This is a genomic window from Bradyrhizobium sp. USDA 3262, from assembly GCF_054060035.1.
Window position 1 is genome coordinate 1,321,907 of the sequence record NZ_JBSSCT010000001.1, and the last position, 19,563, is coordinate 1,341,469.

Consider the following 19,563-nt stretch of genomic DNA (forward strand, 5'->3'; position numbering starts at 1 on the left):
GCTCACTTCAAGGGTACGTAGACGTTGATCACAAGCTTGTCCTCCGCGGTCTTCAGCGGATCGGTGATGTATTCCTCGATAAAGGTGTCCTTGGCTTCGAGCTTCTTGTCGTCGAGGTGATTGGTGATCGCCTCATAGGTGTTGTCCATGTTGTCGTAGGAACCGCGATGGACGAACTTCAGCGCCTTGCCGTCAGGCGAATTGCCCATGCTCATGTTCTTGCCGAGGTTCTTGACGTCCTGATCGACCGGGATCTCGGCGATGAAGGTGAAGCCGGTGTCGTCGGTCGAGGTGTAGACGATCATCGGATTGCCGGCTGCCTTGACGCCGTCCTTGTCGAGCAGCGCGGTGAGCTGCTTGAACGCCTCGATCAAGGCGTCGAAGGCGGAATCCCAATTGGCCGTGCCTTTCAGCATCACGACCTTCTTCGGCTCCAGCGTGAACGGCTCGCCGAAGGGATCGGCGGTCTGCACCGGGGCGGCCGGCGCCGGCGCGGGGGTCTGCGCTGCGGCCGGGCTGTCGGCCGGCGACTTGGTCTCGGCCGGCGGGGGCACCGGCGTCGCCGATGGTGCGGGCGCCGGGGTCGGGCTTGGGCTCACTGCGGGAGCGGGCGAGGCGGACGGCGACTGGGCAGGGGCCGGGCTTGCCAGTGCGATCGCGGCCAAGGGCAGCAGCGCGACCAGGGCCGCGCGGAGCGTGTTGATACGGTTCATTGGTTATTCTCCATCCCCTTCCTCAAACGGCCGCTCGATCTGTCCCGGCGCGCGGTCCGCGAGGTGCGATATTCCTAACACGCAAGTTCTGCATTCGTCCCATGACAGATGTGTCATGGGGCTATTCAGGCTGGCTAACGGGCCATCACTCGCCATATAACCGGGCAGAATTTGGGAAAATCGATGAGCGCGCTCGCCAATCACGCATTCGCCAAGATGAACGGCATCGGCAACGAGATCGTCGTCGTCGACCTGCGCGATTCAGAGGCACAAGGTCGGGCGCAGGTCTCGGCGGCGGAGGCGCGCGCCGTGGCTTCGCCGGCGGGCGGCGTGCCCTATGACCAGCTGATGGTGCTGCAGCCGCCACGGCTCGACGGCACCGAAGCGTTCATCTCGATCTACAACAATGACGGCTCCGAGGCGGGCGCCTGCGGCAACGGCATGCGCTGCGTGGTGCGGCGGATCTTCGAGAAGACCGGCCAGACATCAGCGACGTTCCAGACCCGCGCCGGCCTGCTCAATTGCTGGCAGGGGCCGGCGCCCGATCTCTACACCGTCGACATGGGCGCGCCGAAGTTCGGCTGGCAGGACATTCCGCTGGCTGAGGAATTTCGCGACACCCGCTACATCGAGCTCCAGGTCGGGCCGATCGACAATCCGGTGCTGCATTCGCCCTCGGTGGTCTCGATGGGCAATCCGCATGCGATCTTCTGGGTCGATGACGTCAATGCCTACGACCTCGAGCGTTTCGGGCCGCTGCTGGAAAACCATCCGATCTTCCCGGAGCGCGCCAACATCACGCTGGCCCATATCGTCGATCGCGACCACATCACGATCCGCACCTGGGAGCGCGGCGCCGGCCTCACCAAAGCGTGCGGCTCGGCGGCCTGCGCGACGGCGGTCGCGGCGGCGCGGCTGAAGCGTGCCAATCGCAGCGTCGAGATCACGCTGCCCGGCGGCAAGCTCGGCATCGAATGGCGCGAGCGCGACGATCACGTGCTGATGACCGGCACCGCCGATTTCGAGTATGAGGGCCGCTTCGATCCGGCGCTGTTCGCCAGCGTTGCTTGATCGGGCGTGAGATCGGTTATGGGCGTCGATGTCGTCACCTTTGGCTGCCGCCTCAATTCATTCGAATCCGAGGTGATCAGGCGCGAGGCGGAGCAGGCCGGGCTTACTGATGCCATCGTCATCAACAGCTGCGCCGTCACCAACGAGGCGGTGGCGCAGGCCCGGCAGTCGATCCGCAAATTGAAACGCGAACGCCCGTATGCGCGCATCGTCGTCACCGGTTGTGCGGCGCAGACGCAAAGCCAGATGTTCGCCGAGATGGCCGAGGTCGACCGCGTCGTCGGCAATGACGAGAAGATGCGCAGCGACGCCTGGCGCGCGACACGTTCAGCATTCGAGGCGCCGTTCGGCATCGACGCGAGCGAAAAGGTCGCGGTCGCCGACATCATGGCCGTGACCGAGATGGCGCCGCATCTGCTCGATGGCTTCGAGCGCGGCCTGCCTCGGGTGTTCGTGCAGGTGCAGAACGGCTGCGATCATCGCTGCACCTTCTGCATTATCCCCTACGGCCGCGGCAATTCGCGCTCGGTGCCGATGGGGGCGGTGGTCGATCAGGTCCGTGCGCTGGTCGAGCGCGGCCACGCCGAGATCGTGCTGACCGGCGTCGATCTCACGAGCTATGGCGCCGACCTGCCGGGCGCGCCGAGACTCGGCCAGTTGACCCGGCAGATCCTGCGCCATGTGCCCGCGCTGAAGCGGCTGCGCATCTCGTCGATCGATTCGATCGAGGCGGATCGCGACTTGCTCGATGTCATCGCCGACGATGCGCGGCTGATGCCGCATCTGCATCTGTCGTTGCAGTCCGGCGACGACATGATCCTGAAGCGGATGAAGCGCCGGCATTCACGCCGGGACGCGATCGATTTCTGCGCGCAGGTCCGCCGGCTGCGGCCGGACATCGCGCTCGGCGCCGACATCATCGCGGGCTTCCCGACCGAGACCGAGGAGATGTTTGCGCGCTCGCTCGATCTGGTCGAGGAATGCGATCTCACCTTCCTGCACGTGTTTCCCTACTCGCGCCGTCCGGGCACGCCGGCCGCGCGGATGCCGCAGGTCGAGGGCGGCGCGATCAAGGAGCGTGCCAGGCGGCTGCGCACGGCAGGCGAAGCCGCGCTGCTGCGCCGGCTTGATGCAGAACTCGGCGCGACGCGCGAGGTGCTGATCGAAAGCGGCACGCAAGGCCGCACCGAGCATTTCCTGCCGGTCGCGATCGAGAGAGAAGTGCCGGGCATGGTGCGCGCGATGACTATCCGCGGCCATGACGGTGCGCGGCTCATTGCATCGGGCCGCTGAGAAAGTTCGCTCCCATTGTCGTCCCGGCGCAGGCCGGGACCCATTACCCCAGATCTCAATTGCTGCGCGACGCTGGGGCCGCGATCTCGCACGGTCACCGAATGCGGTGGTTGATGGGTCCAGGCTTTCGCCAGGACGACGAATGTGGGGAGCCGCGCATGGCGCCTCCGGAGCAGCGGATCACCTGCATTTCGCAGGTGATGATACGAGCTATTCGACAGGTTGAATCTCTACATGCGCATCGTGCATGACGCACTCAGTGCGTGCGCCCGCCCGGCCTTGCCGGCTGCGATGCGCGAACCTGCCAGAACCGCAGCAGGCGGTCGGCGTTTTCGCGGGTCAATTTGGTGAACTGGCTCTTCGCATGGGCGAGTTCGACCGGTCCCATGGAGCCGGTGGTATAGCGACATTCCATCACCGCGGCGGCGGTATCCCAACTCAGGCCTGCCGCCCGGCACGGCACCAGCAGGCCTTCACTGCGCAGGCTTTGCATCAGGGAGCGGATCACCTCGATGTTCGACTGCGCAAGATACGCCAGCGCAACGATGGTCTCTTCATATTTTCGCTGCCTGGCGAAACCGAGCAGTGAGGCTTCGTTGAGCTCGCCGTCGTCCTTCAGCTTCGCGACGCGGTGCTTGGCCGCGGTGAAGTCGCGGACCTGCGACATGTCGCGCTCGACGCCGGCGGCGACCGCGGCGATCGCGTGCCGGATCTCTTCGAACAGATAGGGCGGGGCGCGTTCCAGCAGACGGCCGCGAACCTCTTCCGTCGCGCGGCGCAGGAGCTGAAGGCGGAGCTCCGACGGCAGGTCCGCGCGAATGCCGGTCTCGACTGCGAGGACCGGATCGTGCTCGGCCTGCGCCAGGATGACGGCAAATCCGCCCGGCGATACTTTGGCGCCGGGATTGCTGACCAGGCGGTGGCTCACGCTCGCAAAGCGACGCGCCAGGAGCGCGTCAGTGACGACCTCCTTCAGCCACCAGCGGCCGGCGACAGCGAGCAAATGCTGCTCGCTCTTGGTCCGTGCGATCTCGACCAGGTCGTCCGCGCTGAGCCGCGACGATTCCTGCAGGATCGGCCGCGCGATCCTGATCTCGTCATTGCTGGCGAGACGGCGAATGATCGCGGGCGGTGCCTGGGCGACCGGTGCGAGCTGCTCGCTGATGTCGGTGAGCGCCATCCGCGCGCTGATGTCGGCGAGCGCGCGCAACTCGATGGTCTTCACCAGACGCTCGAGCACGTTGTCGAACAGCTCGATCTGTTCGCTGTTGAACCTGCCGGCGGATGCGAGGAAAAGGCTGGTGACGCGCCTTGCCGTGGCCAGGCATTTATCGGCGGAGCCGGCGCGTATCGCAGCCTCGACCTCGTCGACAATTGCCTGCCCATCATTCAGCATTGCTCGTCCTGAGCCGTCGCGGCGCGCTTTTTCTAAGCCGCCTGCAGGACTATCCGATCGGCCTGAATGTTCCGTAAAGGATAATTCTCCGTAAAATCACGGAGGCTACTGCCCGTTCCAGCCGCAGGCCTTGAGCCGCTCCCGCATGTGTTCGGGTGCCGGCGCGACCACATGCACCGGGTCCTTGTTCCTGGAGATCGGGATGCCGATCTCCCGGGAATGCAGATGCAAGGTCGGCTCGCCGAAGCGCGGACCGTTGCCATAGATATTGTCGCCGACGATCGGCCAGCCCATCGCCGCTGAATGCACCCGCAGCTGATGTGTGCGGCCGGTGACCGGCTCCATCGCGAGCCAGGTGAGGCCGTCGCCACGCCCCAGCACCTTCCAGTTGGTGATCGCCTTCTGGCCGTCCGGGTCCGGCTTCTGCCACCAGCCGCGCTCGGCGTTGAGCCGGCCGAGCGGCATGTCGATGGTGCCTTCATCCTCGGCGGGGCCGCCCTCGACCACGGTCCAATAGGTCTTCGAGATCTTGCTGTGCTTGAACAACAGCCCGAGCGAGGCGGTTGCCTTGCGGTGGCGTCCCAGGACAAGGCAGCCGGACGTGTCCTTGTCGAGCCGATGCGCCAGCACGGGCGGCCGCGGCAGGCCGAACCGCAGCGCGTCGAACGAGGCCTCCAGATTGGGCCCGCCCTTCGGCCCGCGATGCACCGGCAGGCCGGCCGGTTTGTCGATCACCAGCATCAGCCCGTCGCGGTGGAGCACGCGGCCCAGGATTTCTTCCGCGGTCAATTGGGGAACATCGATCAATTCGTCGAGACTTTCGTTTGGAGTGCGAAACGGCTAACACAGCCGCGCCATGAACGATACCACTGCGGGAACTCCAAAACAGAGCTGGTGGCAGCGGCTGAAAGGCGGCCTGAAGCGGACCTCGAGTTCGATCGGGACCGCGGTCGCCGACCTCGTCACCAAGCGCAAGCTCGATTCGGCCATGCTCGATGACATCGAGGATGTGCTGCTGCGCGCCGATCTTGGTACCGATGTCGCGGTCCGCATTGCCGAGGCTGTCGGCAAAGGGCGCTACGACAAGGCGATCTCGGCCGACGAGGTCAAGGACGTGGTCGCGACCGAGGTCGAGAAGGTGCTGTCGCCGGTGGCGAAGCCGCTCGAGATCGATGCCGGAAAAAAGCCGTTCGTCATCCTGGTGGTCGGCGTCAACGGCTCCGGCAAGACCACGACGATCGGCAAGCTGGCGGCGAAATTTTCCGCAGAGGGCCGCAAGGTCATGCTGGCCGCCGGCGACACCTTCCGTGCCGCGGCAATCGAGCAGCTCAAGGTCTGGGGCGAGCGCACCAAGTCGCCGGTGATCGCTGGCGCCCAGGGGTCGGATTCGGCGAGCCTTGCCTTCAGCGCGCTGACCGCGGCGAAGGAGCAGGCGCGCGACGTGCTGCTGATCGACACTGCCGGCCGCCTGCAGAACAAATCCGAGCTGATGAACGAGCTCGAAAAGGTCGTGCGCGTCATCAGGAAGGTCGATGCGTCGGCGCCGCACGCGGTGCTGCTCGTGCTCGACGCCACGGTGGGACAAAATGCGTTGTCGCAAGTCGAGCGCGTTTCATCGTACGGCAGGCGTCACCGGGCTCGTGATGACCAAGCTTGACGGTACGGCGCGCGGCGGCATCCTTGTCGCGCTGTCGGAGAAGCACAAGCTGCCGGTGCATTTCATCGGCGTCGGCGAAGGCGTCGAGGACCTCGCGCCCTTCACGGCGAAGGATTTTGCCAAGGCAATTGCTGGAATCGAGGCATGACCCCGAAAAGTGGACACCGGTTTTCGGATCGGGTCATGCCTCAAATCAAAGTAGAGAGTTGATGGACAAGACCCAGCCGCATCCGCTGTTCAAGCTGGCGACCGAACTCGGGCCGCTGCTCGTGTTCTTTATCGCCAACGCGAAGTACCATCTGTTCGTCGCGACCGGCGCGTTCATGGTGGCGATCGTGGCCGCAATGATCGCATCCTATGTGGTGACCAGGCACGTGCCGATCATGGCGCTGGTGACCGGCGCGATCGTCCTTGTGTTCGGCACCCTGACGCTGGTGCTGCACGACGAGACCTTCATCAAGCTCAAGCCGACCATCATCTATGGCCTGTTCGCGGCCGTGCTCGGCGGCGGGCTCTTCTTCGGCCGCTCCTTCATCGCCATCATGTTCGACCAGGTGTTCAACCTGACGCCGCAGGGCTGGCGCATCCTCACCATGCGCTGGGCGCTGTTCTTCGCCGGCATGGCGGTTCTCAACGAGCTCGTGTGGCGCACGCAGACCACGGATTTCTGGGTGAACTTCAAGGTGTTCGGGGTGACGCCGCTGACCATGATCTTCGCCATCGCCCAGATGCCGCTGACCAAGCGCTATCACCTCGAGCCGGTCTCGCTGGAGGCGAGCGAGGCCGACGCGGGCGACGTGCGGAAGGGGTGATCAGCACTCTGCTCCCTCGGCCCGCTCTTGCGGGGAGAGGGTTGGGGTGAGGTGTCTCTCCACGGATAGGCTCGGAGTTTGTGACAAACACCGTCCAAAGCCCCTCACCCGAAATTCCCGCTTCGCGCGAATTTCGACCTCTCGCCGTAAAGAACGGGGAGAGGTGAGGGCCGAGAAGCCGCTGTGGCTAACTGCCCGCCGCGAGCGCCTTCTCGATCTCGGCCTTGAGCACGCTGTTGACGTTGTCCGGGGTCACCGGGCCGACCAGCTTGTAGACGATGGTGCCCTCGCGCCCGACCAGGAAGGTTTCGGGCACGCCATAGACGCCCCATTCGATCGAGGCGCGGCCGTTGCCGTCGACGCCGACGATGCCGAACGGATTGCCATAGCGGCCGAGGAAGCGCCGGGCGTTCTCGGGCGAGTCCTTGTAGTTGATGCCGATGATCTGGAAGCGCTTGTCCTTGCCGAGCTCGGTCAGCAGCGGCGCTTCATCGTGACACGGCACGCACCACGACGCCCAGACATTGACGACCGAGACCTTGCCCTTGAAGGCGGCGGGATCGAGACCGGGGACAGGCGCGCCGTCCCGCACCAGGCCGTCGAGCGCGGGCAGGGCGGTCTGCGGCGCCGGCCGGCCGATCAGCGCCGACGGGATTTTCGAGGGATCGCCGCCAAAGAGCCGCAGCAGGAACAGTCCGGCGAGGCCGAGGAAGATCAGCAGCGGCAGCACCACCAGCAGGCGGCGGGCTTGCGGCGGGCCGTTGGTCGCCTGATCGCTCATCTGATGTCCGCCGCACTGCGGCCGGAGCGGCGCGTCACGCCGCTGGCCTCGATCTCCCTGAGACGCGACTGTTGCCGGCGATAGTCGGCGATGATCCAGACGATCAACAGCAGCACGACCGCCGCGACCAGCGCGTAGGACGTCACGATGAAGGAGGCGTAGGGACCAAGCGCCATCGTGTCACGCCGCTCCAATTTCGTTTGACGCGCTTTGATCGCGCGAACCGGTCGTGAACGAGACGCGGCTGGCCTGCATCATCTGCAGGCTGCGCACGCGCCGGCGCAGGATCTCGTTGCGCATCGCCGCCAGGTGCAAGGTGATGAAGAGCAGCGAGAACGCGATCGCCATCACTAGCAGCGGCCACAGGAAGGCCTTGTCGAGGGTCGATCCGCCCATCCGGAGCACGGAGGCCGGCTGGTGCAGCGTGTTCCACCAGTCGACCGAGAATTTGATGATCGGGATATTGATCGCCCCGACCAGGGTCAGCACCGCCGCCGCTCTTGCCGCGCGCGACGGGTCCTCCACTGCGCGCCACAGCGCCATCAGGCCGAGATACATCAGGAACAGGATCAAGACCGAGGTCAGGCGCGCATCCCATTCCCAATAGGTGCCCCACATCGGCCGGCCCCACAGCGAGCCGGTGACGAGCGCAAGGAAGGTGAAGGCGGCGCCGATCGGCGCGGCGGCCTTCGCGGCGACGTCGGCGAGCGGATGCCGCCACACGAGCGTGCCGAGCGCGGCCACGCTCATGACGCCCCAGACGAACATCGACAGCCACGCATTCGGCACGTGGATGAACATGATCTTCACCGTGGCGCCCTGCTGGTAGTCGTCAGGCGCCATCGCCGACTGGTAGAGCCCGATCGCGAGCAGGATCGCGGTCACGCCGGCGAGCCACGGCAGGATGCGCGTGGTCAGCGCCAGAAACTTGGTCGGATTGGCGAGGTCGGTCAGCGTCATGGCACTCTGATAATCGTCCGATGTGTCGCAGGCAATCGGCCGATTTCCTCTCGGCGAGATTTGATCGGGCTCATCTCAGTCCAGCCCGTGCCGCAGGCTCGCGGCGGCGGCAAAGGGGCCGATCACGAGGCTGGCAAGCGACAGCGCGCAGAGGATCGAGAACGGTGTTCCAAAGGGCAGGGGCCCCGATATCGCGGCCTGCGAGGCCGCCACGCCGAAGATCAGCACCGGGATCGACAGCGGCAGCACCAGCACCGCGAGCAATAGCCCGCCGCGATGCAGCGTCACCGCCAGGGCCGCGCCGATCATACCCGTGAAGGTCAGCGCCGGTGTTCCCGCCAGCAGCGTCGCGGCGACCGCAAGCGTCGCGGTGCCGTCGAGATTGAGCAGGAGGCCGAGCACCGGGGTTGCGACGATCAGCGGCAGGCCCGCCGCGATCCAGTGCGCCAGCGCCTTGGCCGCGCAGGCGAGTTCCAGCGGCGTCCGGCTCATCACGATCAGGTCGAGCGAGCCGTCCTCGTGGTCGGCCGTGAACAGCCGGTCGAGCGTGAGCAGGCTCGCCAGCAACGCGCCGAGCCAGAGGATGGCGGGGCCGAGCCGCGACAGCAGCGCCAGATCCGGCCCGACCGCAAACGGCATCAGCACGGTGACGGTGAGGAAGAACAGCACGCCGATCAGCGCGCCGCCGCCGACGCGCAGCGCGATGCGGATGTCGCGCCGGATCAAGGCGCCAAGCGCGCTCATGCCGCGCCTCCCATCCGCAGATCGCGCGCATCGATGCCGAGCGGAAGGTGCGTCGCCGCGACGATCAGGCCGCCCAGTGCGAGATGGTCGCGCATCAGCCCGACGAACAGCGCCTGTCCGGCCGCATCGAGCGCCGATGTCGGCTCGTCCAGCAGCCACACCGGCCGCCGCACCGAGAGCAGGCGCGCGATCGACAGGCGGCGGCGCTGGCCGGCGGAGAGGTAGGCCGCCGGCAGATGCGCGGCGTGGTCGAGCGCCACCGCGGCAAGGCAGCCGCCGGCGTCCTGTGTCTCGCCGCCGAGGAATTCCCGCCAGAAGGACAGATTCTCCGCAACGCTCAGCGCAGGCTTCAGGGCGTCGCGATGGCCGAGATAGTGGGCCTGCTCAGGCAGGCTGAGCTCGGCGTCGCCGCCTTCGAGCGCGACCACACCCTCGGCGGGAACCAATAGCCCGGCGAGGACGCGCAGCAGCGAGGTCTTGCCGGCGCCGTTGGGGCCCGTGATGGCGAGCGCCTCGCCGGCCGTGGCCGACAGATCGAGGCCGGAAAACACCTCGCGTCCGCCGCGCACGCATTTCAGATTTCGTCCCGAGAGCCGCATGGTTCGTCTTGTCACAGCCCTCTGAAATCTTTCGCTACCGCGTGAGAATTTTTGGGTCGCGCAACGCTGTCGCACGCTTGTCGGTGTGGCGGTGCTTCTAGAAAGGTTCTATAAGCCCGGAACTTGATGCAGCACACACAATCGGCGGCCGCAACCCACCCCAGGCCATCCCTTGGCCAGTGCCGATCGCCGGTGTTTAGTTACCCTTGCCGGGTATAACTGAGAATTGGGATTCCTCGCATGACCTCGCTCGACAGCTTCAAATGCCGCAAGACCCTGAAGGTCGGCGGCAAGTCCTACGTCTATTACAGCCTGCCCCAGGCAGAGAAGAACGGACTGAAGGGGATTTCGAAGCTGCCGTATTCGATGAAGGTTCTTCTGGAGAACCTGCTGCGCAACGAGGACGGCCGCACCGTCAAGAAGGAAGACATCGTTGCGGTGTCGAAGTGGCTGAAGAAGCGCCAGCTCGAGCACGAAATCGCATTCCGCCCGGCGCGCGTGCTGATGCAGGATTTCACCGGCGTCCCGGCCGTGGTCGACCTCGCCGCGATGCGCAACGCGATGCAGAACCTCGGCGGCGATGCCGAGAAGATCAACCCGCTGGTGCCGGTCGATCTCGTCATCGACCACTCGGTGATCGTCAACTTCTTCGGTGACAACAAGGCGTTCGCGAAGAACGTCACCGAGGAATACAAGCAGAACCAGGAGCGCTACGAGTTCCTGAAGTGGGGCCAGAAGGCGTTCTCGAACTTCTCGGTGGTGCCGCCCGGCACCGGCATCTGCCACCAGGTCAATCTCGAATATCTCGCGCAGACGGTGTGGACCAAGAAGGAGAAGATGACGGTCGGCCGGAAGACCGGCACCTTCGAGGTCGCCTATCCCGACTCGCTCGTCGGCACCGACTCGCACACCACGATGGTCAACGGCCTTGCCGTGCTCGGCTGGGGCGTCGGCGGCATCGAGGCGGAGGCCTGCATGCTCGGCCAGCCGCTGTCGATGCTGCTGCCTGAGGTGGTCGGCTTCAAGCTCAAGGGCCAGCTCAAGGAAGGCGTCACCGCGACCGACCTCGTGCTCACCGTCACCCAGATGCTGCGCAAGCTCGGCGTGGTCGGCAAGTTCGTCGAGTTCTTTGGCCCGGGCCTCGACTATCTCTCGGTTGCGGACAAGGCGACCATCGGCAACATGGCGCCCGAATACGGCGCGACCTGCGGCTTCTTCCCGGTCGATGCCGCGACCATCGATTACCTGAAGACCTCGGGCCGCAAGGCCGATCGCGTCAAGCTGGTGCAGGCCTATGCCAAGGCGCAGGGCCTGTTCCGCACCGCCAAGTCGACTGACCCGGTGTTCACCACCACGCTGACGCTCGACCTCGGCGACGTCGTGCCGTCGATGGCCGGACCGAAGCGCCCCGAAGGCCGCATCGCGCTGCCGGCGGTGTCGACCGGTTTCGCGACCGCGCTGGTTGGCGAATACAAGAAGCCCGAGGGCGAGCAGAAGCGTTATGCGGTCGAGGGCCGTGACTTCGATCTCGGCCATGGCGACGTCGTGATCGCGGCAATCACCTCCTGCACCAACACCTCCAATCCGAGCGTGCTGATCGGCGCCGGCCTCCTGGCGCGCAAGGCCGCCGCCAAGGGCCTCAAGGCCAAGCCGTGGGTGAAGACCTCGCTCGCGCCGGGCAGCCAGGTGGTGGCGGAGTATCTCGCCAATTCCGGCCTGCAGGCCGATCTCGACAAGGTCGGCTTCAACCTCGTCGGCTTCGGCTGCACCACCTGCATCGGCAATTCCGGCCCGCTGCCGGAAGATATCTCGAAGTCGATCAACGAGAACGGCATCGTCGCCGCCGCCGTGCTGTCGGGCAACCGCAACTTCGAAGGCCGCGTCTCGCCCGACGTGCAGGCGAACTACCTCGCCTCGCCGCCGCTCGTCGTCGCGCATGCGCTCGCCGGCACCGTGACCAAGGATCTCGCGGTCGAGCCGCTCGGCATCGGCAAGGACGGCAAGCCGGTGTTCCTCAAGGACATCTGGCCGACCGCCAAGGAGATCAACGCCTTCATGAAGAAGTACGTCACCGCGACGATCTTCAAGAAGAAGTACGCCGACGTGTTCAAGGGCGATACCAACTGGCGCAAGATCAAGACCACGGAAAGCGAGACCTATCGCTGGAACATGAGCTCGACCTATGTGCAGAACCCGCCCTATTTCGAAGGCATGAAGAAGCAGCCGGATCCGGTCACCGACGTGGTCGATGCACGGATCCTCGCGATGTTCGGCGACAAGATCACCACCGACCACATCTCGCCGGCCGGTTCGATCAAGCTGACCTCGCCCGCCGGCAAGTTCCTCAGCGAGCACCAGGTGCGCCCCGCCGACTTCAACCAGTACGGCACACGGCGCGGCAACCATGAAGTGATGATGCGTGGCACCTTCGCCAACATCCGCATCAAGAACTTCATGCTGAAGGGCGCCGACGGCAATATTCCGGAAGGCGGTTTGACCAAGCACTGGCCCGACGGCGAGCAGATGTCGATCTACGACGCCGCGATGAAGTACCAGGCGGAAGGCGTGCCGCTGGTGGTGTTCGCCGGCGCCGAATACGGCAACGGCTCGTCGCGCGACTGGGCCGCGAAGGGCACCCGTCTGCTCGGCGTGCGCGCGGTGATCTGCCAGAGCTTCGAGCGTATCCATCGCTCCAACCTGGTCGGCATGGGTGTGCTTCCGCTCACCTTCCAGGACGGCACGTCGTGGTCCTCGCTCGGCCTCAAGGGCGACGAAAAGGTCACGATCCGCGGGTTGCAGGGCGATTTGAAGCCCCGCCAGACGCTGACGGCCGAAATCGTCTCCGCCGACGGCGGCAAGAAGGATGTGCCGCTGCTCTGCCGCATCGATACGCTGGACGAGCTCGACTACTATCGCAACGGCGGCATCCTGCATTATGTGCTGCGCAAACTCGCGGCCTAACGCGGATTTGTGATCGGTGCCTCACCGCTTAGTGAGTAGCGACTAAAAAGAAGGCGGCCTATGAAAAGGCCGCTTTCTCGCGTTTTGGGGCACGCAAGTTCAGGGACAGACTTCATGCTCCGTACAATTACGGATGGAAATCATCACGACTGGTTCGCAGTATGACAGCGATGATGGCCTATAATTCTATCTCGCGATGGTCCGGCGCTCTTGGTATCTGCGCAATCGTCGCGATCATCCGCCCCGCCCACGCCGATCCGCGTGCAGTCGTCGAACTCTTCACCTCGCAGGGATGCTCGTCCTGTCCGCCCGCGGACAAGATCATCGGTGACCTCGCGAAGGACCCCAACGTCATCGCGCTGAGCATGCCGATCGACTATTGGGACTATCTCGGCTGGAAGGACACGCTGGCCGACTCCCGTTTCAGCGCGCGCCAGAAGGCCTATTCGCATGTGCGCGGCGATCGCGACGTCTACACGCCGCAGGCCGTGATCAACGGCTCCGCGCATGTGATCGGCAGCGACCGCGCCAGCATCGAGAGCGCGATCAAGGACACCGAGAAGAGCGGCAGCGTGATGTCGGTGCCGGTGACGATGACGCTGACCGGCAAGCAGATCAACGTGTCGGTCGCCGCGTCGAAGTCGCCCGCAGTGTCGCGCGGCGAGGTCTGGATCTGCTCGATCTCGAAGTCGGTGCCGATCTCGATCGCGCGCGGCGAGAACCGCGGCCGCGAGATCACCTACCACAACGTGGTGCGCAATCTCCTCAAGGTCGGTGACTGGAACGGTTCGTCCGGGAGCTGGACCGTGCCGCTGGAGAACATCACGCGTGACGGTGTCGATGCTGCGGCGGTGTACGTCCAGGACGGCAACCGCGACAAGCCGGGCCCGATGCTCGGCGCTGCCTTCACCTCGCTTCACTAGAGCCTTGCTGCGGTAAGGCGCGATGCGCCGGCTTCCGCCCGTGGCGCGCCGTTGGACCGCGCGCATGTCGTCGTGCAGCCGCGCATGGCGACGAACCTGCATTCAGTGATTTGCCGAAAGGAAAGCGCCGGGGTTTTGCGCGCGTCTCGCTTGCGCAGGTCCCAAAAACAAAAAGGACCAACTTTCGTTGGCCCAGTGTTGGGATTTAACTCCCCTGCGAACAGGCCCGATCCCGACGGCCCCGGGGGGCTGGGGGCTGAGGAATCCGGAACCGAAAGGACCGGGCCAACGCAGGATTTCGTTTTCGCAGGGCAGCGGGGCGGGCGATGGGCGGAAGTGGGGCAGCAATATGATTCCGCTAACGTTCCCGTGACTCTGCGGTTTTCCGGACAATCCGCCGCGCGCGGCCGTGGTTAAGGCCCGGTTGCATTGCGATTGGCCCCTTGCGGGCACGCTCGCTTAGCGCGATCATGTCACTCTCGTGACGATCCCGAAGAGGGGCCTTCGGAACCCGATCGTCGCCGAGGTGACAGGAGGCGCTCGATGAGTTTGATCTCGGAGGACACCGATCCGAGCGGGAGTCGTGCCGCGGCGCGCACCGCCGCCGCGACCCCTCAGCCCAACCGCGTGACTTTCAATCGACTTGAACTCAACCGCATTCTCAATCTCTACGGCCGCATGGTCGCCGACGGCGAGTGGCGCGATTATGCGATCGACTTCCTGAAGGACCGTGCCGTGTTCTCGGTGTTCCGGCGCGCGTCGGAAGTGCCGATCTACCGGATCGAGAAGGACCCCCGGCTTGCGCGCAAGCAGGGCATGTACAGCGTGATTTCCGCGACCGGCCTGATCCTGCGCCGCGGCCATGAACTGGAACGCGTGCTGTTCGTGATCGACCGCAAGCTGTCGCTGGTGTAGGGATTTCTCGTAGCCCGGATGAGCGAAGCGACATCCGGGAGGATCTCACCACCCGGGTACAGCTTCCCCGGATATCGCTTCGCTCATCCGGGCTACAAATCCGCTAATCCGCCGGCGCAGTTGTGCGGCCCTCGCGCGGCCTCGCCACTATTTTTGCCTCGCGCAAACGAAAAGCTTGTAGCCCGGATGGAGCCAACGGGTCGTGCGAACGCGCGATGACAGGCTCCGCGGAATCCGGGACTGTCGCAGCCATGGATGAACTTGCCCCGGATTGCGCTGCGCTTCATCCGGGCTACGCCACTACGCCACATTTGCTCCGCGCAAAAGAAAAGCCCCGGCCGGATGGCCGGGGCTTGGACTTGATCGGCTCGCTCGAGGCGCTTAGTCGCGCTGGCCGAGCAGCTGCAGGAGCAGCGTGAACAGGTTGATGAAGTTCAGGTAGAGCGACAGCGCACCAGTGATTGCCGCACGCTCTGCCATCACGCCACCCTGCGAGGCGTAGCCGTAGATGTAGTCGTTCTTCAGCCGCTGGGTGTCCCAGGCGGTGAGGCCCGCGAACACCAGCACGCCGACCACCGAGACGATGAACTGCAGCGCCGAGCTCGCCAGGAACAGATTGACCAGGCTCGCGATGATGATGCCGATCAGACCCATGAACAGGAACGAGCCCATGCCGCTCATGTCACGCTTGGTGGTGTAGCCGTAGAGGCTCAGCGCACCGAACGTCGCCGCGGTGATGAAGAACACGCGCACGATCGAGGTGTGCGTGTACACCAGGAAGATCGACGACAGCGACAGACCCATCAGCGCCGAGAACACCCAGAACAGGAGTTGGGCGGTCGCGGGCTGCAGGCGGTTGATGCCGGCCGAGATGACGAACACCATCGCCAGAGGGGCGAGGATGAACAGCCACTTCAGCGGGCTCACGAACATCGCGTAGCCGAACTGCGTCAGATAGGCGTTGCCGAACTTGGCGACGGCGGCCGACTGGTCGGTGGTCACCGCACCCATGTAGACGCCGAGCGCGGCGAGGCCGGTGATGGCCAGGCCGATGCTCATGTAGTTGTAGATGCGCAGCATGTAGGCGCGCAGACCGGCGTCGACGGCCGCAGCGTCAATGCGCCCGGCGGCCCGGCCGAAAGGAGAAGCGTAGTTGCGGTCTAGGTCCGACATGGTCGAATTCCCGTGGTTGGTCCCGGTGGAGCGCAAGGGATTTGCGGCGCCGGTCGTAAATCTATCTCAGATGGCTCGGTTTGCGGAACATTAATTCCGTGTCATTCAAACCGACTATCCGACCCGATTGGTATGTGGGAAATTAACACATCCGACGCAAGCTTCCACGCGCGGCCGAATGTCGCTCTACCCTAGCGTTACAGGCAAAAACGGCGCTCGCGCCGCTACATTTTGTCACAAATTCCGCAACACTGAGGCCGGCTTCTGGTTTAGCGCGAGCAGCGTCCCGGCTAGCCCCAGTCCGACCGTGACGACCAGCGCGGCGACCACGACCAGCGCGGCGCTGCCGGCCTGCCAGATAAAACTCAGCGTCATCAGCCGCGTCACGATCAGCCAGGCCGCGATCGAGCCGGCGATCACCCCGAACAGGGCGGTTGCAAAACCGATCATCAGATACTCCAGCGCGTAGGCGCCGAGCAATCGCACCCGCGTGGCGCCGAGCGTCTTGAGAATCACGGCGTCATAGACGCGGTGGCGGTGTCCGGCGGCGAGCGCGCCGCCGAGCACCAGGATCGCCGAGATCAGCGTCACGGCGCTGGCGCCGCGGATCGCCAGCACCAGATTGCTGACGACGCTGCCGACCGTCTCCAGCGCCTCGCGGACCCGTACGCTGGTCACCATCGGGAACGCGTCGGCGACCTGCTTGATGATGCGCGCGTCGTCGGCGGAATCGGCGTGTGGTTCCGTCAGGGTCGCGACATGGCTGTGCGGCGCGCCCTTGAAGGCATTCGGCGAGAACACCAGCACGAAATTGATGCCGAGGCCCTGCCAGTCGATGTTGCGCAGGTTGGCGATCTTCGCCGGCACGTCGCGGCCGAGCACGTTGACGACGATCTCGTCGCCGATCTTCAGGGACAGGCCGTCGGCGATCTTCTTCTCCATCGAGACCAGCGGCGGCCCACTGTAGTCCGGCCCCCACCATTCGCCCTCGACGATCTTCGAGCCCTTGGGAATTTCGCCGGTATAGGTCAGGCCGCGGTCGCTCTGCAGCACCCATTCCGAATCGACGGACGGCTTGAGCTGGTCGGCCTTGACGCCGCGCGCGGCCACGATGCGCCCGCGCAGCATCGGCACGTCCTCGACGGTCGAGCCGGCGGCGATCTTGGCCAGGAAGGCATTGAAGCGGTCGGCTTCGGTGGAGGGGATGTCGATGAAGAAGAACGACGGCGCCCGCTCGGGCAGGGCGGCCAGGAATTGCCGCCGCAGATTGCCGTCGATCTGGGTGATGGTGACGAGCACCGCGAGCCCGAGCCCCAGCGACAGCACCACCGACGGCGTCAGCGCGCCCGGCCGGTGGATGTTGGCGATCGCGAGCCGCAGCATGGTCATGCGGCTGCGCGGCAGCCGCCGCGCCACCGCCATCAGGAGCTCGGCGATTCCGCGCAGCAGCAGGAACACCGCGATCGACGAGGCGACGAACACGGCGGCGACCCGCTTGTCATAGGCAAGCCCGATCGCGACGCCGATCAGGAGCGCGATCACCACGGCCATCAGCGCCAGATAGCTCCAGCGCGGGCGATGCCACTCGCTGGTGACGGTCTCGCGGAACAGCGCGGCGACCGGCACGTCATGCACCCGGCCGAGCGGCCACAGCCCGAACGCCAGCGCGGTGAGCTGGCCGTAGATGAAGGACAGCGCCAGCTCGTCGGGATGCAGCGCGGGCACCACCGGCAGCGGCAGCAGCTTGCCGAACAGGCCGACGATGACGAAGGGCAGCGCGGCGCCGAGCACGAGCCCGATCACCGAGCCGATCCCGGCCAGCACCACCACCTGCGTGCAATAGATCGTGAAGACGTCGCGGCCGGTGGCGCCGAGCGCCTTGAACGAGGCGATGACGTCGCGGCGCCGGTCGATATGGCTCTTCACCGCGTTTGCGACGCCGACACCGCCGACCAGCAGCGCCGCGAGGCCGACCAGGGTCAGGAACTGGGTGAAGCGGCTGATGGTGCGCTCGAGCTGCGGTGAGGCATTGCTGCGGCTGCGGACCTCCCAGCCGGCCTCCGGCGCGGCGCTGCGTGCACCGTCGATCAGCGCGGTGGTGGCGCGATCGTCGTTGGCGCCGTCAGGCAGTTTCACCCGGTAGATCCAGCGCACCAGGCTGCCCGGTTGCAGCAGGTCGGTGGCGTGCAGGCTGGCTTCGCTGATCAGGAAGCGCGGACCGAGGCCGACGCCGCCGGCGAGCTTGTCGGGCTCGGCCACCACCACGCTGCGGATCTGGTAAGTCGCACTGCCGATGGTGACGCGGTCGCCGAGCTTCAGGTCGAGCCGCGCCAGTAACGTCGAATCGGCGGCCGCGCCATAGGCGCCGTCGCGTTCGGCGAGCAGATCGGCGACCGGCATGTTCGGCTCGAGCGTCAGCTCGCCGAGCATCGGATATTTGCCGTCGACCGCCTTGAGCTCGACCAGGGCCAGCTTGCCGTCATTGCTGCGCGCCATCGCACGGAGCGTGGCCGCGATCGAAACCTCGCCGCGCGTGCGCAGATAGGCGACCTCCTCGGGCTTGGCCTCGCGCGAGATCAGCGAGAACGCGGCGTCGCCGCCGAGCAGCGTGCGTCCCTCGCGCGACAGGCCGTCGCCGAGGCTGGCGGCGACCGAGCCGACGCCGGCAATCGCCATCACGCCGAGCGCGATGCAGGCGATGAACACGTAGAAGCCGCGCAGGCCGCCGCGCAATTCGCGCAGCGCGTAACGGAAGGCAAGCGACGACGCGCGGCCCTGCAGCGCGACTTCTGACGCAATGCTCATGTGGTGGCAAAGCTCATGTAGTTGATTGTCCGTCGATGCGGCCGGAGCGCAGCCGCACGACGCGGTCGCAGCGCTGCGCGAGCGCGAGATCGTGCGTCACCAGCACCAGCGTCATGCCGCGCTCGTCGTGCTTGGTGAACAGCAGGTCGACGATCTGCTTGCCCGTCGTCTCGTCGAGATTCCCGGTCGGCTCGTCGGCAACGAGGATCGCGGGATCGGGCGCGAGCGCGCGCGCGATCGCGACGCGCTGCTGCTCGCCGCCGGAGAGTTGCGTCGGATAGTGATGCAGGCGCTCGCCGAGCCCGACCGATTGCAGCTCCTGCGCAGCGCGCGCGGCCGCATCGGGATTGCCGGCGAGTTCGAGCGGCACCGCGACATTCTCCAGCGCCGTCATGGTCGGGATCAGATGGAACGACTGGAAGACGATGCCGACCTGGCGGCCGCGGAAGCGCGCCAGCGCATCTTCATCGAGGGCATTGAACGAGGTGCCGTTGACGACCACTTCTCCACTGTCAGGACGTTCGAGCCCCGCCATCACCATCAGCAAGGTCGACTTGCCCGAGCCCGACGGGCCGATCAGGCCGATGGCCTCACCCGCCGCCACACGAAGGCTGATATCTTTGAGGATATGGACCCGTGCCGCGCCGGTGCCGAGCGAGAGATTGACGTTCCTGACGGCAATGGTGTCCGGCTCGACGTCGGTCAGTGAAGAGGGTTCGATGAGACTGTCCATGGTTCGGTCATATGGCACTTCCGCGGC

General features: G+C 65.6%; 17 protein-coding genes and 1 pseudogene. 7 read left to right on the forward strand and 11 right to left on the reverse strand.

Going from position 1 to position 19,563, the window contains the following annotated elements; genetic code table 11:
• Positions 1-2: 2 nt before the first annotated feature.
• Complete coding sequence (locus tag ACVWYP_RS06195; RefSeq protein ID WP_304498112.1) at positions 3-713, reverse strand: GyrI-like domain-containing protein; 711 nt, start codon at positions 711-713, stop codon at positions 3-5.
• Between the two features lie 183 nt (positions 714-896).
• Between ACVWYP_RS06195 and dapF the strand changes: the two genes are divergently transcribed.
• A complete protein-coding gene (gene dapF / locus ACVWYP_RS06200; RefSeq protein ID WP_304498113.1) occupies positions 897-1,784 on the forward strand; it encodes a diaminopimelate epimerase in 888 nt (295 codons plus the stop codon).
• A gap of 18 nt (positions 1,785-1,802) precedes the next feature.
• Positions 1,803-3,077 carry a tRNA (N(6)-L-threonylcarbamoyladenosine(37)-C(2))-methylthiotransferase MtaB gene (gene mtaB / locus ACVWYP_RS06205; RefSeq protein ID WP_304498114.1) on the forward strand — a complete coding sequence of 425 codons (1,275 nt, stop codon included), beginning with the start codon at positions 1,803-1,805 and terminating at the stop codon, positions 3,075-3,077.
• A 256-nt stretch (positions 3,078-3,333) separates the two neighbouring features.
• On the opposite strand, the gene ACVWYP_RS06210 is transcribed toward mtaB, so the two are convergent.
• Positions 3,334-4,473, reverse strand: a complete 1,140-nt coding sequence (locus ACVWYP_RS06210) for a DUF2336 domain-containing protein (protein WP_304498115.1) — start codon at positions 4,471-4,473, stop codon at positions 3,334-3,336.
• A 105-nt stretch (positions 4,474-4,578) separates the two neighbouring features.
• A complete protein-coding gene (locus ACVWYP_RS06215; RefSeq protein ID WP_026192094.1) occupies positions 4,579-5,280 on the reverse strand; it encodes an RluA family pseudouridine synthase in 702 nt (233 codons plus the stop codon).
• A gap of 49 nt (positions 5,281-5,329) precedes the next feature.
• Between ACVWYP_RS06215 and ftsY the strand changes: the two are divergent.
• Positions 5,330-6,278 (forward strand): annotated as a pseudogene (ftsY, locus tag ACVWYP_RS06220) (signal recognition particle-docking protein FtsY).
• A gap of 61 nt (positions 6,279-6,339) precedes the next feature.
• Positions 6,340-6,942 (forward strand): septation protein A, encoded by a 603-nt coding sequence (locus ACVWYP_RS06225; protein WP_304498117.1) that lies wholly within the window; start codon positions 6,340-6,342, stop codon positions 6,940-6,942.
• Between the two features lie 187 nt (positions 6,943-7,129).
• On the opposite strand, the gene ACVWYP_RS06230 is transcribed toward ACVWYP_RS06225, so the two are convergent.
• The 5 genes from ACVWYP_RS06230 to ccmA form a co-directional block, all read right to left on the reverse strand.
• On the reverse strand, positions 7,130-7,723 hold the full coding sequence (locus ACVWYP_RS06230) for a DsbE family thiol:disulfide interchange protein (protein ID WP_304498118.1): 594 nt from the start codon (positions 7,721-7,723) through the stop codon (positions 7,130-7,132).
• Positions 7,720-7,899, reverse strand: coding sequence for a heme exporter protein CcmD (ccmD, locus tag ACVWYP_RS06235; RefSeq protein WP_304498119.1), 180 nt, complete (start codon positions 7,897-7,899; stop codon positions 7,720-7,722). Before ccmD ends, ACVWYP_RS06230 begins: the two co-directional genes overlap by 4 nt.
• A 4-nt stretch (positions 7,900-7,903) precedes the next feature.
• On the reverse strand, positions 7,904-8,683 hold the full coding sequence (locus ACVWYP_RS06240; RefSeq protein ID WP_304498120.1) for a heme ABC transporter permease: 780 nt from the start codon (positions 8,681-8,683) through the stop codon (positions 7,904-7,906).
• A gap of 75 nt (positions 8,684-8,758) precedes the next feature.
• Positions 8,759-9,427, reverse strand: a complete 669-nt coding sequence (ccmB, locus tag ACVWYP_RS06245; protein ID WP_018269392.1) for a heme exporter protein CcmB — start codon at positions 9,425-9,427, stop codon at positions 8,759-8,761.
• Positions 9,424-10,026 carry a heme ABC exporter ATP-binding protein CcmA gene (gene ccmA / locus ACVWYP_RS06250; protein ID WP_304498121.1) on the reverse strand — a complete coding sequence of 201 codons (603 nt, stop codon included), beginning with the start codon at positions 10,024-10,026 and terminating at the stop codon, positions 9,424-9,426. Before ccmA ends, ccmB begins: the two co-directional genes overlap by 4 nt.
• 240 nt (positions 10,027-10,266) lie before the next feature.
• Between ccmA and acnA the strand changes: the two genes are divergently transcribed.
• The 3 genes from acnA to ACVWYP_RS06265 all read left to right on the forward strand — a co-directional run bounded on the left by acnA (position 10,267) and on the right by ACVWYP_RS06265 (position 14,825).
• On the forward strand, positions 10,267-12,987 hold the full coding sequence (acnA, locus tag ACVWYP_RS06255) for an aconitate hydratase AcnA (RefSeq protein WP_304498122.1): 2,721 nt from the start codon (positions 10,267-10,269) through the stop codon (positions 12,985-12,987).
• A gap of 161 nt (positions 12,988-13,148) precedes the next feature.
• The gene (locus ACVWYP_RS06260) at positions 13,149-13,910 is read left to right on the forward strand and encodes a DUF1223 domain-containing protein (RefSeq protein ID WP_304498123.1); all 762 of its coding nucleotides are present in this window, start codon (positions 13,149-13,151) and stop codon (positions 13,908-13,910) included.
• A 543-nt stretch (positions 13,911-14,453) separates the two neighbouring features.
• Positions 14,454-14,825, forward strand: a complete 372-nt coding sequence (locus ACVWYP_RS06265) for a DUF2794 domain-containing protein (protein ID WP_028340822.1) — start codon at positions 14,454-14,456, stop codon at positions 14,823-14,825.
• A gap of 381 nt (positions 14,826-15,206) precedes the next feature.
• Here the strand turns inward: ACVWYP_RS06265 and ACVWYP_RS06270 are convergent, their stop codons facing one another.
• The 3 genes from ACVWYP_RS06270 to ACVWYP_RS06280 all read right to left on the reverse strand — a co-directional run bounded on the left by ACVWYP_RS06270 (position 15,207) and on the right by ACVWYP_RS06280 (position 19,536).
• Positions 15,207-15,998: a Bax inhibitor-1/YccA family protein gene (locus ACVWYP_RS06270; protein ID WP_021078796.1), complete on the reverse strand. Its 792-nt coding sequence runs from the start codon at positions 15,996-15,998 to the stop codon at positions 15,207-15,209.
• Positions 15,999-16,232: 234 nt separating this feature from the next.
• A complete protein-coding gene (locus ACVWYP_RS06275) occupies positions 16,233-18,803 on the reverse strand; it encodes an ABC transporter permease (RefSeq protein ID WP_304498124.1) in 2,571 nt (856 codons plus the stop codon).
• 13 nt (positions 18,804-18,816) lie between these two features.
• Positions 18,817-19,536, reverse strand: a complete 720-nt coding sequence (locus ACVWYP_RS06280) for an ABC transporter ATP-binding protein (RefSeq protein WP_028340820.1) — start codon at positions 19,534-19,536, stop codon at positions 18,817-18,819.
• Positions 19,537-19,563 lie beyond the last annotated feature (27 nt).